This window comes from Pseudarthrobacter sp. efr-133-R2A-89 (assembly GCF_030209315.1).
Taxonomy (GTDB): domain Bacteria; phylum Actinomycetota; class Actinomycetes; order Actinomycetales; family Micrococcaceae; genus Arthrobacter.
On the sequence record NZ_JARVSE010000002.1, the window covers coordinates 664,227 to 680,444 of the forward strand.

The 16,218-nt window shown below is 67.0% G+C and carries 13 protein-coding genes and 1 pseudogene; 9 read left to right on the top strand and 5 right to left on the bottom strand.

What is annotated here, in order from left to right; translation table 11 throughout:
• The first annotated feature begins 25 nt into the window (after positions 1-25).
• The 8 genes and pseudogenes from QRM95_RS05840 (at position 26) to QRM95_RS05875 (ending at position 9,590) form a co-directional block, all read left to right on the top strand.
• The gene (locus tag QRM95_RS05840) at positions 26-481 is read left to right on the top strand and encodes a MaoC family dehydratase (RefSeq protein ID WP_018763272.1); all 456 of its coding nucleotides are present in this window, start codon (positions 26-28) and stop codon (positions 479-481) included.
• A gap of 107 nt (positions 482-588) precedes the next feature.
• Complete coding sequence (locus tag QRM95_RS05845; RefSeq protein ID WP_285246861.1) at positions 589-1,917, top strand: MFS transporter; 1,329 nt, start codon at positions 589-591, stop codon at positions 1,915-1,917.
• A 7-nt stretch (positions 1,918-1,924) separates the two neighbouring features.
• Positions 1,925-3,488, top strand: a pseudogene (locus QRM95_RS05850) (acyl-CoA synthetase).
• A gap of 92 nt (positions 3,489-3,580) precedes the next feature.
• Positions 3,581-4,594, top strand: a complete 1,014-nt coding sequence (locus QRM95_RS05855) for a bile acid:sodium symporter family protein (RefSeq protein ID WP_285246862.1) — start codon at positions 3,581-3,583, stop codon at positions 4,592-4,594.
• Between the two features lie 135 nt (positions 4,595-4,729).
• The gene (locus QRM95_RS05860; RefSeq protein WP_350223878.1) at positions 4,730-5,701 is read left to right on the top strand and encodes an alpha/beta hydrolase fold domain-containing protein; all 972 of its coding nucleotides are present in this window, start codon (positions 4,730-4,732) and stop codon (positions 5,699-5,701) included.
• Positions 5,702-5,762: 61 nt separating this feature from the next.
• Entirely contained in the window at positions 5,763-6,644 is an 882-nt protein-coding gene (locus QRM95_RS05865; RefSeq protein ID WP_285246864.1) for a fumarylacetoacetate hydrolase family protein, read from the top strand.
• Positions 6,644-8,377, top strand: coding sequence for an FAD-dependent monooxygenase (locus tag QRM95_RS05870; protein WP_285246865.1), 1,734 nt, complete (start codon positions 6,644-6,646; stop codon positions 8,375-8,377). The genes QRM95_RS05865 and QRM95_RS05870 overlap by 1 nt, the downstream gene beginning before the upstream one ends.
• Positions 8,355-9,590: a DUF3500 domain-containing protein gene (locus QRM95_RS05875; protein ID WP_285246866.1), complete on the top strand. Its 1,236-nt coding sequence runs from the start codon at positions 8,355-8,357 to the stop codon at positions 9,588-9,590. Before QRM95_RS05870 ends, QRM95_RS05875 begins: the two co-directional genes overlap by 23 nt.
• Positions 9,591-9,643: 53 nt before the next feature.
• On the opposite strand, the gene QRM95_RS05880 is transcribed toward QRM95_RS05875, so the two are convergent.
• The 5 genes from QRM95_RS05880 to QRM95_RS05900 form a co-directional block, all read right to left on the bottom strand.
• A complete protein-coding gene (locus QRM95_RS05880; RefSeq protein ID WP_285246867.1) occupies positions 9,644-10,714 on the bottom strand; it encodes a quercetin 2,3-dioxygenase in 1,071 nt (356 codons plus the stop codon).
• Positions 10,715-10,839: 125 nt separating this feature from the next.
• Positions 10,840-11,139: a DUF4193 domain-containing protein gene (locus tag QRM95_RS05885; protein WP_018763281.1), complete on the bottom strand. Its 300-nt coding sequence runs from the start codon at positions 11,137-11,139 to the stop codon at positions 10,840-10,842.
• 123 nt (positions 11,140-11,262) lie between these two features.
• Positions 11,263-12,123, bottom strand: a complete 861-nt coding sequence (locus tag QRM95_RS05890) for an SDR family NAD(P)-dependent oxidoreductase (protein ID WP_285246868.1) — start codon at positions 12,121-12,123, stop codon at positions 11,263-11,265.
• Positions 12,124-12,385: 262 nt separating this feature from the next.
• The gene (locus tag QRM95_RS05895) at positions 12,386-13,765 is read right to left on the bottom strand and encodes an MFS transporter (RefSeq protein ID WP_285246869.1); all 1,380 of its coding nucleotides are present in this window, start codon (positions 13,763-13,765) and stop codon (positions 12,386-12,388) included.
• Positions 13,766-14,078: 313 nt separating this feature from the next.
• Positions 14,079-14,573: a hypothetical protein gene (locus tag QRM95_RS05900; protein WP_285246870.1), complete on the bottom strand. Its 495-nt coding sequence runs from the start codon at positions 14,571-14,573 to the stop codon at positions 14,079-14,081.
• Between the two features lie 399 nt (positions 14,574-14,972).
• On the opposite strand from QRM95_RS05900, the gene QRM95_RS05905 reads away from it, so the two are divergent.
• Positions 14,973-16,181 carry an aspartate transaminase gene (locus tag QRM95_RS05905; protein ID WP_285246871.1) on the top strand — a complete coding sequence of 403 codons (1,209 nt, stop codon included), beginning with the start codon at positions 14,973-14,975 and terminating at the stop codon, positions 16,179-16,181.
• Positions 16,182-16,218 lie beyond the last annotated feature (37 nt).

Sequence of the window (16,218 nt, forward strand, 5' to 3'; positions counted from 1 at the left end):
AACCAACAACTCCCAGGAGGCAACGATGCCCAATCTCGTCGTCGATTTCGACACCCTGCTCACCCTGTCCGGCAAGGACCTCGGCACCACCGACTACCGCCAGATCACCCAGGACCAGATCAACCAGTTCGCGGACGCCACCGACGACCAGCAGTGGATCCACACCGACCCCGAACGCGCCAAAGACGGCCCGTTCGGCGCCCCCATCGCGCACGGCTTCCTCACCCTGTCGCTGATCATCCCGTTCTGGGGAGAGCTGTTCGACGTCGACGGCGTCACCACCAAGGTCAACTACGGCCTGGACAAGGTCCGCTTCACCTCCCCGGTGAAGGTCGGCTCCAAGGTCCGCATGCAGGCCACCATCGCCGACGTCACCGAGGTCAAGGGCGGCGCCCAGATCAAGGTCAACGCCACCATCGAGATCGAAGGCCAGGAACGGCCCGCCGTCGTCGCCGAATTCCTGGCCCGCTTCTACAAGTAAGCCGCTTCAACCAGTAACAGCAGTTCCAAAACCCAGGCTGCGCCCTCCGGCGCCGCCGCCTCAGGCAACCCCAAAAACCCCACATTCCTCCGTCTTTAGGAACAGCCATGTCCGGACACACCACGCTCGCACCCGCGGGCACGGCCGCCAAGCGCAAGGAAGCGCGCACGGTCATCCTGTCCAGCTATCTGGGCAGCACCATCGAGTTCTACGACTTCCTGTTGTACGCCACGGCCGCAGCGGTGGCCTTCCCCAAGGTCTTCTTCGCCGGAACGGACGAATGGGTGGGCGTGGTGGCGGCCTATGCCACCTTCGCTGCCGGGTACGTGGCCAGGCCGCTGGGCGGCATCATCTTCGGCCACTTCGGTGACAAGGTGGGCCGCAAGGGGATGCTGATCATCTCGATGGCCATGATGGGCATCGCCTCCACCCTCATCGGCCTGATCCCGGGCGCCGGCGTCATCGGGCCGTGGGGCGCCGTGATCCTGGTGCTCCTGCGGGTCTGCCAGGGCATCGCCGTCGGCGGTGAATGGGGCGGCGCCGCCCTCATGGCGCTGGAACACGCCGATCCCAAGCGGCGCGGCTTCGCGGCGTCCTTCGTCAACGCCGGCGCCCCCACCGGCGCCGTGCTGGGCACCTTGGTGATGGGTGCCTTCTCGGCCCTTCCGCAGGACGCCTTCCTTGCCTGGGGCTGGCGTGTGCCGTTCCTGCTGTCCTTCGTGCTCCTGATCGTGGGCATGTTCGTCCGCCTGCGGGTCTCGGAAAGCCCCATTTTCGCCGAAGCGGTGGCCAAGGAGGAGGCCCAGGCCGGCACCAAGCGCAAGATCCCGCTCCTTGAGGTGCTGCGCCGGCCCAAAGCGCTGATCATGATCATGTTCGCCGGCGCCGCCGGGTTCGGCCTGCAGGTGGTGCTGCCCACCTTCTCGGTCACCTATGCCGTCTCCAAGGGAGCGCCGCAGCAAGGTGTGCTGTACGCGTTCGCCGGGGCCTCGGCCATCTCCATCATCTTCGTCCTCCTGGGCGGCCGCCTGTCCGACCGGTTCGGCCGCCGGCCCGTGATGATCGCCGGCCTGGCCCTGTTCATCGCCTACCTGTTCCCCATGTTCGGCATGCTGGGCTCCGGCAATGTCGGCCTGGTCTTCGTAGCATTTACCGTTGCGCTGATCCTGCACTCATCCCTGTACGGGCCGCTGGCAGCGTTCGTGTCCGAACAGTTCGGCACCACGTCCCGCTACACCGGTGCCGCGGTGGGCTACCAGCTGGCCACCCTCATCGGCGCAGGCTTCACCCCGGGCATCATCGCCGGCCTCTACAAGGATTCCGGCCAGAGCATCCTGCCGGTGGTGGTGTTCCTGTCCGTCATGGCCCTCGTCTCGATTGTCTTCATCGCCCTGACGCGGGAATCTAAGAACAACGACCTCACCACGGTCCGTTAGGAGAACCATGGACAACAACGGAGTTGGATCCTGGCTGCAGCGCCGCCGGCACAAATCAGGTTCCAAGGCAGCCCTCATTTCCGGAACCAGCACCCTTGGCTATGAGGAACTGGCCGAGCGGGCCGACCGCCTGGCCAACGCACTCCGGGGCCGCGGAGTGGCCAAGGGGGACCGGGTGGCGTACCTGGGGGAGAACCACCCGTCCTTCGTGGAGACCTTCTTCGCCTGCGGCCTGCTGGGCGCCATCTTCGTCCCGCTCAACACCCGGCTTGCTCCGCCTGAACTTCAGTTCCAGCTTGAGGATTCCGGGGCCCGGCTCCTGGTCAACGCGGCCGCCCTGGAACCGTCCGCTTCCGCCGCGGTGGAGGGGACAGGGGTCACCCACCGCCTGGTGATGGCGGCCGACGGCGGGACGGAACCTTCCGGCGCCCAGCCACGGGCCGGCGTCGAACACTCCGTCACGGTGGAACACTACGAAGAGGCGCTGCAGGCGGGGGCGCCGGACCACCCCGACGTGCCGGTGGGGCTCGATGAAGGGGGCAATGATCCTCTACACCTCGGGGACCACCGGGAAACCCAAGGGTGCGCTCCTGACCCACGGGAACATCACGTGGAACTGCATCAACACCATCGTGGACATGGACCTGAACCGCAACGATGTGGCACTGATGATCTCACCGCTTTTCCATGTGGCATCGCTGGACATGGGCCTGCTGCCGATGCTCCTGAAGGGCGCCACCGTGGTGCTGGAGGCCAAGTTCGATCCCGCCAGGGTCCTGGAACTGGTCGAGCAGCACAAGGTGACCACCCTCAACGGGGTGCCCACCACGTTCCAGCTGCTCTGCGAACACCCGGGCTGGGAGGGGGCGGACCTCAGCTCCCTGGACAAGCTCACGTGCGGCGGCTCCGCCATTCCCCGCCGGGTCCTGGATGCGTACGAGGACCGCGGTATCGGGTTCACCAGCTGCTACGGCATGACCGAAACAGCGCCGGGAGTCACCATGCTTCCCGTGGCGCGGTCACGGGAGAAGGCCGGTTCGGCGGGCCTGCCGCACTTCTTCACGGACGTCCGGATCGCCGATCCCATGGGCGGCGCCGTGGCTCCCGGGGAGGTGGGGGAGATCCAGATCTCCGGGCCCAACGTGATCAAGGAGTACTGGAACCGGCCTGAGGCGACGGCCGGAAGCTACGCCGATTCGGTCTGGTTCCGTTCCGGCGACATGGGCTACCGGGACGGGGAAGGCTTCCTGTTTGTCTCCGACCGGCTCAAGGACATGATCATCTCCGGCGGGGAGAACATCTACCCGGCCGAGGTGGAGGCTGTCATCGCCGAGCACAGCGCCGTGGGGAGCGTGGCCGTTATCGGCGTTCCGGATGACAAATGGGGCGAGGTGCCGCAGGCGATCGTGACCCTGCGCGAGGGCGAATCCCTGACGGCGGACGGGCTGCGGAGCTTCCTCGACGGCCGGCTGGCCCGGTACAAGATCCCCAAGTCCCTGGTGGTGGTGGCCGAGATGCCCCGCACAGCCAGCGGAAAGATCCGCAAGATGGAGCTCCGCAAACAGCTCTGACGTGGACGTCCTGGCGCGGTGCGGCCCCGCCGTTGTTACCCTTCCCGGTCATCAATTGGCGGAGCCCGGCCGGCCGGTGTCACCATGATTGGATGCTTGAGGCAACTAAACCCCAGAATTCCCCGGACGGGGCACCCGCCAACCCTGCGCTGGAAGCGGAAAGCCGGATCGCCCGCATCGCGGTGACGGTATTCCCGCTCCTGGTGGTGGCCGCAGGCATCGCCGGTTTCCTGCTCCCCGGAGTCTTCAAGCCCATGGGACAGGGCGTGCCCTACCTGCTGGGCATCATCATGTTCTGCATGGGCCTGACCCTGACCCCGCCGGATTTCGCGGCGGTGGCCAAGCGGCCGTGGGCGGTGGCGCTGGGAATCGTGGCGCACTATGTCATCATGCCCGGTGCCGGCTGGCTCATCGCCGGAGCCCTCAACCTCAACCCCGAACTCGCCGTCGGCGTCATCCTGGTGGGCTGCGCACCCTCCGGAACCGCTTCCAATGTGATGGCGTTCCTGGCCAAGGGTGACGTTGCCCTCTCTGTCGCCGTCGCCTCCGTTTCAACCCTGATCGCCCCGATCGTCACGCCGTTGCTGGTCCTGTTCCTGGCCGGCTCGTACCTGCAGATCGACGCCGCCGGCATGGTGCTGGACATCGTCAAGACGGTGCTCCTGCCCGTGGTCGCCGGACTGCTGGCCCGGCTGTTCCTCAAGAAGCTCGTCGCGAAGGTGCTGCCGGCGCTGCCTTGGGCCTCCGCCGTGGTGATCTCCCTGATCGTGGCCATCGTGATGGCCGGCAGCGCCAACAAGATCCTCGACGCCGGTGCCATCGTGTTCCTTGCCGTGGTGCTCCACAACGGTTTCGGCCTGGGCCTGGGCTACCTGGCCGGCAAGCTGGGCCGCCTGGACGACAAGGCCCGCCGTGCCCTGGCGTTCGAAGTGGGGATGCAGAACTCCGGCCTTGCATCGACGCTGGCCATCGCGCACTTCACCCCGCTCGCAGCACTCCCGTCCGCCGTTTTCTCCTTGTGGCACAACATCTCCGGCGCCATCGTTGCGGCGTGGCTGGCCAGGCGTCCGTTGAAGGACCAGGCACCGGCGCAGAAAACACGCTGACCGAATCGTCCGGGTCCACCCCGGGCTCCTGCCAGTCACCGTTAGGTCCTCAGCGAACCAGTTTCATTCAGTGAAACCGCCCGCGCATCCGGACCCGCCCATGCCCCACAGTTGAGTCCATGAACGCGGACCACCTTGGTCCGGCGCCCGGCAACGCCGGGACAGAGGCATCAGGACAGAAACGGCGCGGCACACATGGAGTCAACGATGACGGCACTGCGGATCCTCCGGGGGATCGAGTTCGGCCGGCCACAGAACGCGGACCCGCTGCTGCTGGACCTTTACCTTCCGGAGGCGGCGCCCCAGGGAGGCGGGGGCAGCCGCCAGGCCGGCCTGCCCGCCGTCGTCCATTTCCACGGCGGCGGCTGGCGGACGGGGGAGCGGTCCTCCCTGGGCCCTGGCGTGGACGGTTTCCGCCTCAGCCCCATTGAGCAGGTCGCGGCCGCCGGCTTCGTGGTGGCCTCGGCCGACTACCGCCTGACGGACGCCGCCACCTTCCCGGCGCAGCTGCTGGACGCCAAAGCAGCCGTCCGCTGGCTCCGGGCCAACGCTGCCGGGTACGGGGTGGACCCGGACCGGATCTACGCCTGGGGTGACTCCGCCGGCGGCCACCTGGCCAGCCTCCTCGGCCTGACGTCAGGAGGCGCGGAATTTGTGGACCCGGCCCGTAGCCCCGACGCTGACGGGGACAGCCAGGTGGCCGGCGTCGTGGCCTGGTACCCGCCCACTGACCTTGCGACCATGGGGTCCCAGGCGCGGCCTGACGCCGTCGCACGCGCGGACGACCCCGGCTCCCGCGAATCCCTCCTGATCGGCGCCCAGCCGGCGGACGCCCCCGCCAAAGCACGCGCCGCCAGTCCCGCCACCTACGTACACCCGGACGCGCCGCCGTTCCTGCTGATCCATGGCACGGCCGACCGCTTCGTCCCCGTGGAACAGTCCACCGCCTTCGCCGCCGCACTGGAAGCCGCCGGAAACGTCGTCGACCTCCTCCTGCTGGAGGACGCGGACCACATGTGGCAGCTCCCGGACCGCAGCACCACGGCCGCGCAACAGGCCACCGCCGCCACCATCGAGTTCTTCCGCCGCCAGGCGGACCTGCACTGATTCCCCAACCCTTGCCCGGTGCGCACGCGCACTCCGGGAACCGGACCTGAAAGGCCCCCCAATGCAGTTCATCGGCATCACCCACCACGGCGAACCCTGGGCAGCCGCCCTCGCCGGTTCCCGCGTCCTCCCGCTCGTACCCGTCCCCGGATTCTGGGCCGACGCCGAGGGCTGGCAGGACAAGGCCGCGGGCCTGGTTGCCGGCGCGGCAGGCAGTGAAACGTCCGACGCCGGCGCCTGGCTGGAGCGCCGCAGCGTCACCGAGGTGCCGCTGGTCCCCGCCTCGGCCCGGATTATCTGCGTCGGGCTGAACTACAAGGCACACGTTGCCGAAGGCAGCTTCAAGGACCAGGAACTACCCCCGTACCCCACCCTGTTCGCCCGCTGGACGGCGTCCCTGTCGGTGGGCAACGTCCCGGTCCCCGTCCCCGCCGGTGAAGACGGCCTGGACTGGGAAGGCGAAGTGGCGGCATACATCGGCCGCCGGGTCGAGTCAGTGGACGAATCCGCCGCCGGCGACGCCGTCTTTGGCTACTCCACGTTCAACGACATAACCTCGCGCAGGGCCCAGAAGCTCACCTCGCAGTGGACCCTGGGCAAGAACGGCGATTTCAGCGGGCCGCTGGGTCCCCTGGTCAGCCGCGATGAGGTGGGGGACCTCCGCGAAGGCCTGCAGGTCCGCACCCGCGTCAACGGCATCGAGGCCCAGAACGGCAACACCCGGGACATGATCTTCTCCGTCCCCGCCATCATTGCCCTCATCAGCCAGACGTTCACGCTGCACCCCGGCGACGTCATCGCCACCGGCACCCCAGAGGGCGTTGGCTACGCCCGCACCCCGCAGTGGCTCCTCCAGCCCGGCGACACCGTGGAAGTGGAGATCGAGAAGCTCGGCACACTGACCACGCCGGTGGGGGACCTTTCCCTGCGGAGCCGTGCCTGATGACCGCATCCCATCACGCTGCAGGCCTTCCGGCGGAGGCGCAGGTCCTCATCGCCGGCGGAGGCCCAAGCGGGCTTTTCCTGGCATTGGACCTCGCCTCCCGCGGCATCGCCAGCACCGTCATCGAACCCCGGACCGCCGTGGACCACACCCGGCCGCGGGCCAAGACCACCAACGCCCGCACCATGACCCACCTGCGCCGGCTGGGGCTCGCGGACGCGCTCCGGGTCGCGGCGCCGCTGCCGGTGGACTACGGGCAGGACGTGATCTTCTGCACCGGGCTCACCGGCCCCGCCGCCCACGAACTGCGCCGGTTCCGCAACGCCTTCCAACTGGTCCCCGGCCGGTACGGCCCGCAACCCGAGTGCGGCCAGCAGGTGCCGCAGCCGGTCCTCGAGGAAGTCCTCCGCAAGGCCGCAACGGACAACCCCCTGGTCACCTTCGTCACCGGGTGGACCGTCACCGATGCCAGCCCTGCGGGCGGCGATGCCACCGGGCCGCACGCCGTCGTCGTCACCGATGCCGTAGGAACCTTCCGCACGCTGTGGGCACAGTACCTGATCGGAGCCGACGGCGGGTCCTCCACCGTCCGCCGCAGCCTGGGGCTGCGGCTGGAGGGCGGCTCCGCGGCCTTGTCCAACGTCAGCATCCTGTTCCGCTCGCAGTCACTGGCATCGGCAATCGCACTGGACCCGGCCGTCCAGTACTGGGTGGTGGGGTCCGAAACCTCCGGCATGGTGGGGCCCATGGACCTGGAAGGCACCTGGTGGGCGATCGTCCAGGGAGTGGATCCCGGCGTCAACGTCACCACGGAAGACGCCGCCGGGATGGTCCGCTCCCTCGTGGGTGCGGAGGTGGACATTGACGTGGTGGCCACCGACCCGTGGACCGCACGGATGCTGCTGGCTCCGCAGTACAGCCACGGCAGCATCTTCCTGGTGGGCGATGCCGCACACCTGAACCCGCCGTGGGGCGGCCACGGCTTCAACACCTGCATTGGCGACGCCGCCAACCTGGCCTGGAAGCTCGCCGCTACCATCAACGGATGGGCCGGCCCCGGACTCCTGCCCAGTTATGGGGAGGAGCGCCGCCCGGTGGCTGCCCGCACCATCCGGGACGCCGCCGAAAACGGCAAGGCCCTGGCCTACCACTTCGCGGACACCCACCTCGCGGCGCCAGGAGCACGGGGCGACGCGGCCCGGCGGGCCGCCAACGCGGCGCTCGCCGTGAAGCAGAGCGAGTTCGACTCCCTGGGCCTGGTGCTCGGCTATTCGTACGCGGACTCAACCCTGGTGGTGCCGGACGCCCTGCCCGCCCCCGCCGAGGACCCCATCCACTACCTTCCCTCAGCCACCCCCGGCGCCCTGCTGCCGCACGCCTGGCTGGCGGACGGCACCTCCCTGTACAGCCATCTGGGAACCGGCTTCACGCTCCTGGCCGACGCCGGCGCGCTGGCCGGGGGGCCGGCGGCGGAAGCCTTCCAGCCGGTGCTGGCGGCGGCTGCCCGCACCGGCTGCCCGGTGACCATCGCCGTCGTCGGACCAGCCGACGACGGCACGCACCTTTCGCAGGTATGGGGTGCCGGCACCCTGCTGGTCCGCCCGGACCAGCACGTGGCGTGGCGGGGCAATTCCGCCGCGGCCGCAGGCGCCGCCTTGTCCGTGGCGGCCGGCTGGTCGCCCACTTCCCTCGAGACCACCAGGAGCATCCGTGCAGACGCCGTCCTTCCGTGACTACCTGTTCTCCCCGGACCACCCGCGCGTCGCTGGGATCCGCGGACTGGACGCCCGCGCGTACGCGAAAGCCGCCAAGACCGATTCGTTCGCCGGGCCCATGATCGAAGGGTGGCAGCAGCTCTACCCGCAGCCCTTCACCGGGATCACCAGCGACGGCGTCCGGCGGGAAGGCCTGTACCCGCTCGCACCGGCGCGGCCCGGCGAAGAAGCGCCCACCGCGCAGATGGTGGCGGCAGCCCGCAAGCTCCTGGGCACCTTGGACGCTGACCGGGCCCGGAAGCTCAGCCACGCCGTGGACGCCCCCGAATGGCAGAGCTGGGCCAACCCGGAGTTCATGCAGCACGACACCGGCCTCCGGCTCGATGAACTGGAACCCGCGGTGCGCGACGCCGTGCTTGGCGTGGTGGAAGCCAGCCTGAGCGCCGAAGGGTTCGAACTGGTGCGGAACCTGATGCGCATCAACGGCTTCCTGGGTGACCTGGTGGAGCTGCCGCTGCTGATGAACGAGTTCAGCTACAACTTCGCCCTCTACGGTGGGCCGTCAGAAACCGAACCGTGGGGGTGGCAGCTCTTTGGCCACCATGCGGCGCTGAACTGCCTGGTCGCAGGCACCCAGCTGGTCATCTCGCCGGTGTTCATGGGCGCCGAGCCGGACGTGATCGACGCCGGCCCGCACCGGGGCGTGAAGGTCTTCAAGGAGCGCATCGCCCTGGCCCGGGAACTGATGCGCGCCCTGCCCGCGGAGCTGCGCTCCGGCGCCGTTGTGTACGGGTCCATGGTGGACCCGGCCATGCCGGAAGGCCGCCTCCACCCCGGGGACGAACGGCACCTGGGCGGCTGTTTCCAGGACAACCGGGTGATCCCGTACGAGGGCATCCGGGTTGCTGCCATGCCCTCCGGGGCGCGCGCCTTGCTGGACGCGGTGGTGGACGATTTCACCGCCTACCTCCCGGAAGGCCCGCGAGCAGCCCGCCGCCGCGAAATCCGCGAGCACTACGGCGAGACATACTTCAGCTGGATCGGCGGCTGGGAAGGCGGGGAGGCGTTCTATTTCCGGCTGCAGAGCCCCGTGCTGGTCCTGGAGCTGGACCACCACACCGGCGTGTTCCTCAGCAACGAGGAGCCTGCCCCGTTCCACATGCACACCGTAGTGCGCACGCCCAACGGCAATGACTACGGCCGGGAACTCGTCAGGCAAACCACCCGGTAACACAGGGAAGGCCCGGATTTCCTTTCGGAAGTCCGGGCCTTCTGTGGAGCGGCTTAGGGGATGTCCAGGGCTGCGCGGCGCTGCGGCGGGGGACCCACCACGGTCAGGTCCATCTCGGCCTGGGCGCGGCCGAAGCCTTCCATGTCCATGTACGGTTCGCCGCCCTCCGTGTAGATGTAGTCCTCCGTGGGCTTGTTGAAGTACTCAAAGAACCCGTTGAACACCGAGGGCGTCAGGAAACCCACCATCTGGGTGTTGTGGGCATCGAGCGCGAACGAGTGGACGGTTCCGGCGGGGGCATGCACAAAGTCGCCCTTGGTCAGGAGCATCTCGCGGCCGTTGGCGTAGAGCCACATCCGGCCTTCGGTGCAGAGGAAGTTCTCCGTGTGCTGCGAGTGGAAGTGCAGCGGAATGTAGGGGGATTTGGCGCCCTTGGTGTGCACGGCGAAGTAGTTGGAGCCGGTGTTGGCGGGCCGGGACAGGTAGGTGAACATCGTCTGGTAGCTGGCCAGCCGCTCACCCTCGCCGGCGCTCAGGAAGTAGGGGCTCTGCGTGGGCGGCAGGCCGGCGTCGTGCTTGAACGACGGCGCCACGCGCTCAACGTCCGGGAACGTGATGCCGAACTCGGCGCCCACCTCGGCCTGCTCCTGCAGGCTGGCCTTGTGCCCGGGCCTGGCCGGCGGGACGTGCGAATCGATGGGGGTGCCGATCCGCTCGTAGTAGGCTTCGCCGCCGCCGGGAGTCATCCAGTTCAGGAACCGGTTGTAGTGGCTCGCCATCCGGTAGGCGTGCGGAGTGTTCGGGGGGATGACCACCGAGTCGCCCGGCGTGAGGATCCGGCTCTCGCCAGGCAGCCAGACGTGCAGGATTCCATCGAACACATAGAGCGTCTTATGCTCGATGCTGTGGCTGACAAAGGGGGATTCGGCTCCCATGCCGCCGGAAACGTAGGCTGCGCTGAAGATCCCTCCCGTATCGGCGGCGCGGGCGATGACCGTCACCAGCTGGCCGTTGATCTCGTAGCGTGCGCCCTCACCGGACGCCATGTAATACGGGACTGCCTCGCCGGGCAGCGCGTTGGCCACCGGGAGTTGCTTGTTCATTTCCTCAACGCTGAGGGACATGGTTTCCTTCTTTCCAGTCGGCCGGCCCTTGCCGGAGCGTGACCTACATCATGGCTTCCACACGCTCCGTCCACGAGCCCGGATTCCAATGGTTGGAATCCGAACCTGGCCGGCCTGCCTGCCGGCTATCCCTCACATTCCTTGCAGTACTTCTTGCCGTCCTTCTCCCGGGCCAGCTGGCTGCGGTGGTGGACCAGGAAGCAGGACATGCAGGTGAACTCATCGGCCTGCACCGGGACCACCTGGATAAGGAGTTCCTCGTTGGAAAGATCCGCGCCGGGCAGCTCGAAGCTGTCCGCCAGGTCCGTCTCGTCCATGTCGGGACTGGCCTCCCGGCGGCCGGACTTATCGGACTTCAGCTCCTCCAAAGCGACGTTCGGCTCTTCCTCGGGAGTAACCCGCGGAGCGTCGTAGTCAACTGACATGTGGTGTTTTCTCCTGTCGAGCTGCAATTGTCCAGATTGTTCTGGACAGATCGACAACGCAGGGGCGCGTCAACAAATTCCCTGCCCGGTACTCCGGCCCGTCCGTTGCCGGGCGGCAGCCGCTCACGCGAAATCCGTACCGGCCAGGCGCACGCACGCCTCCCACAACTGCCGCCTGGCTTCCGGGTCCGAGCCCATGCCCGGGGTGGGAAGTTGTTTCCGCTTCGCCCACAGCCTGCCGGTCACGGCTGCAGCCTCGGGCGAGGTTGCCAGCCACAGCGGCGTGTCCGCGGCCCGTTCCGCCGTCTTGCCCAGCGTGTTGGTCAGCCGGCGCAACGGACCGCCCACGTCCTGCAGCAGCCCCGTATTCCGCACCAGTCCCGGGTGCACCGCATTGGCCACCACGCCCGTGCCGCGCAGCCGTTCGGCGAACTCCTGCGTCAGCAGGATCCGGGCCAGCATGGTGGGTGGCGTGGAACGGAGGAAGCTGTATTTGCCCGTGGCGGTCTGCAGGTCATCGAAAGGGAGCCTGACGTTGCCGTATTTGGAGGCGATATTGATGATGCGTGACGGCAGGGCGGCCGTGGCACCCTTCTTGAGGGCATCCAGGAGGAGCCCGGTCACCAGGAAATAGGACATCACGTTCGTGGCAAAGGTGAGCTCCAGCCCTTCCGCGGTTTCCTGGCGTTCCTTCCGGAATACGCCGGCGGTGTTCACCAGGACGTCCACCCGGCCGTGACGGGAAAGGAGTTCGGCCATGGCCTCACGGATGGACGATTGCAGCGACAGGTCACAGGCCAGGGGCTCCAGCTCCGCGGCCGGGACGCGGGTCCGGATATCCGCCATGGCCGCCAGGGCGCGGGCCTGGCTGCGGGCCACCACCACGACGGCGGCCCCTTCGCGGGCAAGGCCGGCAGCAACCGCCCGTCCAATGCCGCCGGCTGCCCCGGTCACTACCGCAATCCGCCCGTCCAACCGTGCCATCGCCATCGCCTCCACATCGCCAGCAGTTGAAGGCACTATCCCAGCACTTATTGTGGCGGCGGGCCAGGGTCTTCCGGACTGGAACCAGGGTACGCGTGTGTTGGTGGTGCGGTGGCCCTGGCAACAGGAAGACCTCTTAGTGGTTGGCTGTTGGTGCCGTCACTAAGAGGTCTTCACTGTTCACAACGGAATCAACGTTGTGGGACGTTCAGCGAGCCCGTGATCATCTCAAGGGAGATATCCCGGCATCCTGCTTTTCGGTCTAACCGGCGAGGCCGCGGGCAGCTGAACTTGGGGACATGGCCGCGGCCGTGAGGACGGACGTTTCCCGTTCGCTCTGCTGCACCTCGTCGAGCTCCTTGAGGGTGTACTTCTTGGTCTCCTTGGCGGTCAGGGCTGAGGCTCCGGCCAGGACCATGAACCCGAGCGCCACCATGGACGGTCCGACCCAATCCTTCAGGTCGGGGCCAGCGAGTGCTGTCGAGAGAACGGGGCCGATGACGCCCGAGATGGCGAAGCCGACCTGGGTGCCAAGGGCGAGTCCGGAGACGCGCAGGCGGCCGGGGAACATCTCCGCGAAGAATGACGGCCAGGACGCGTTCACCATTGAGTAGAAGAGGGAGTAGTTGATGATGCCGAACAGGAAGATCAGCGACCAGTTCCCGGTCGTGATTGACCACAGGTAGGGGACCATCGTGACGCCCACGCCGCCCGTTGCGATGAGGAACATCGTCTTGCGGCCGATCTTGTCCACAAGGAATCCTGCGAGGGGCGTGATGCCGAGCGCGATCACGGCCGAGACGGTAGTCGTCAGGAGCATGGTCGGCTTATCCAGCTTGTATCCGGCGGTACCGAATGCCACCGAGAAGGTCTGCATCATGTAGCTCGTACCCGCGATGAGGGCACAGAACACGATCCGCAGCACCGCACGCCAGTGGAAGCGCAGAAGGTGCCGGAGGGGAGCAACGTTCACCTTGCCGGCCTGGGCCTTTACGAACTCCGGCGGCTCCTCGATGTGGCGGCGGATCAGGTAGGCAGCGACGACGACGAGGGCGGAGGCCCAGAACGGCAGCCGCCAACCCCAGCTCAGCAACTGCTCCGAGGGCATGGCGGCGATCGGGATGAAGACCAGCAGGGTAAGCAGCGTGCCGGAGGAGGAACCCAAGGTGGTGAAGCTCGCCAGGAACCCGCGCCGGCCTTCGGAAGCATGCTCCAGGCTCATGGTGATGGCACTGGGCTGCTCACCGGAAAGGCACAGTCCCTGGATGACGCGGATCAGCACGAGCAAGACTGGAGCAAGAGGACCGATCTGGGCGTATGTGGGGAGGCACCCGATCAGGAAGGTGCAGCCGCCGATGCCGAACAGCGTGATCATCATGACGAACTTGCGGCCGCGACGATCGCCCAGCGGCCCCAGGATGAGGGAGCCGAGGGGGCGCACCGCGTAGCCGACCGCGAAGGTGATCATGGCGAGCAGCACGCTGAGGCCCTGGGGAAGCTCAGGTGAAAAGAAGAGCACGTTCAGAACCAACGCCGACGAGGTGCCGTACACCGCGAAGTCGTAGTACTCCAACGTCGTACCGATCCAGGCCGCGATTGCGGCCTTGACCGGGGTTTTCCTGGGAAGTGTGGTTTCTGTCATTTCGTCTCCGTGGGTGATGGGTGAACACCGGTTGCCGCTAAACCTGGGCTCTCGGAAAGAGATCTTGAATGGAATGTCCTGTGGGTCCTGCTGTGAGCTCTCTCGCAAATCGTGTTTACGGCTTTGCGGACCGGCCTCAAACATCAAGTTAACGTTTGCGGTATGGGTCACACAAAGTCGGCTTTTATGTACCTACATAGCGATTTGTTATGGCTTGGAGTCGACGAACCTGTAGACGTTGGACGACAGGAAGCTCGCCGTGGAACGGGGATGGGAGAGCGGAGGGCCGCCGGCATGGGATCAGCCGGGACGATTATTGCGGCTGGGCCACACGCAAGCCGACGCCCCTGGTCATTTTGCGGATTTCGTCGGACTTAAGCCCGCTTGCCCCGGCAAGTTGGTAGTCGTCAAGGAGCCGGGATTTCCTGGCCCGGGCCAGTACCTGCGTTCGTTGTTCTTCCGCGTCACTCCGGGCGCCTTCGGCTGCCGCCAGCTCCGAAGCCAATCCCGCAATGAGGTGAAGATGGCCGCTCCGGGATTGGCCGGACGGGTGCAGCTCGCCGCGTGCCAGCGCGGCAGACCGGATACAGGCTGCGGGCTGTCCGGCGGCCTTCGCGACCGCGGCAACTTTCACGCCATCGCACACGGCCTGGGCAAGGCAATCACCCAACTCGATGGTGAGGGCGCGTACCCTGCTGGACCGAAGTGCCAGGGTCGTCCGCAGCTGGGCCAGCATGGCCAGGGCTTGTTGGGCTCGGGCGGTGGCGGGGTCCGGCTTCGGGACGCCGCGGTACCGGTACGCTGCCACGCCGGCCGAGGCCTTTCCGGCGCTGGCTGAACGCGGGGGTATCCGATCGTGAGTTTTTCTGCCGGGCACCTCTGCTCCTTGTCTCCGTTGGTGTTCCATGCCCGCGCGGCTCCCCGCCGGCAGGCGTACCCCTCCTGCGGTTCGGCCCGTCGGCCTTGGAGGCGTCGCGGGGGCCGGCGGTGTGCCTTCAGTGGGCCCGTGATCCACCCTGCAGGTTACGCCCCGGGCAAGCCGGCAGGGCAATACCGAAAGTGCGTGGAGTAATAGGCGAAAGTTCTAGGTGCTCCGTCATAAGGGCTGCTTATCTGTCCACGCACTTTAGGTCTTATCCAAGGGGGCGGCTCCTTCCCTAGGCTCGAATGAACCACCCCCATCCGTACCGGAAGCCTGGAAGACACCATGCCTGAATTCGTGCCCGCATCACGCGTAACCCGTATCAAATCCTCACCCAGCGTTGCCGCGGCGGCCCGTGTCCGGGAGCTCAAGGCCGAGGGCCGCCGGATCCTGGACCTGACGGTCGGCGAGCCGGATTTCGACACGCCCCAGCACATCAAGGACGCTGCCGTCGCAGCCATCGACCGTGGTGAAACCAAGTACACCTCGGTCACCGGGACGCCCGAACTGCAAAAGGCCATCCTGCAGACACTGCACCGCAAAACCGGGCAGCACTACACCGCCGTCGAAATCACCATCGGGGGAGGTGGCAAGCAGGTCATCTTCACCGCGTTCATGGCCACCCTCGACCCGGGCGACGAGGTTGTCATTCCCGCACCGTACTGGGTCTCCTACCCGGACATGGTGCTCGCCAACGAAGGCACCCCCGTCATCGTTTCCTGTGGTGAGGACACCGGTTTCAAACTAACCCCTGAGGCACTGGCAGGCGCACTGACGGAGCGCACCAAGTGGGTCATTCTCAACACGCCCTCCAACCCCACAGGAGCGGTGTACTCCCGCGAAGAACTGGCAGGCCTGGCCGCCGTCCTCAAGGACCACCCTGGCGTTTATGTCCTCACTGACGAGATCTACGACGAGATCCACTTCGGCGAAGAGCCCATTACGGGTCTCGTGGCCGTTGCCCCTGAGCTTAAGGACCGCGTGCTGGTCACCAACGGGGTGTCCAAGGCCTACGCGATGACCGGATGGCGGCTGGGTTACGCCGGCGGTCCGGCGCCCCTGGTGGCTGCCATCAACAAGCTTCAGTCCCAAATGTCCTCCTGCCCGTCCTCGATCAGCCAGGCGGCTGCCGCCGCGGCACTCACCGGAGACCATGCTTTCGTCCGCGAAAGCGTGGAGGTGTACCGCGAACGGCGTGATGCGGCAGTCTCCGGGCTTAACGCGGTCAATGGCCTGCAGTGCGCGACGCCGGAAGGCGCCTTTTACGCGTACGTCAACTGCGCCGGGGTCATCGGCAAGACGACGCCCGATGGCAGGCAGATCAGCAACGACGAGGACTTCACGCTGTACCTGCTGGAAGCGGCGTCAGTTGCCGTCATCCAGGGATCGGCGTACGGACTAAGCCCCTACTTCCGGATTTCCTATGCCACCGGGCTGCCGGTGATCGAGGATGCCATCGCTGCCATCGAAAAGGCCGTCAGGGCGCTTGCCTGACCCAACCACTACCCTGCCCACGCTTTCTACAAAACAG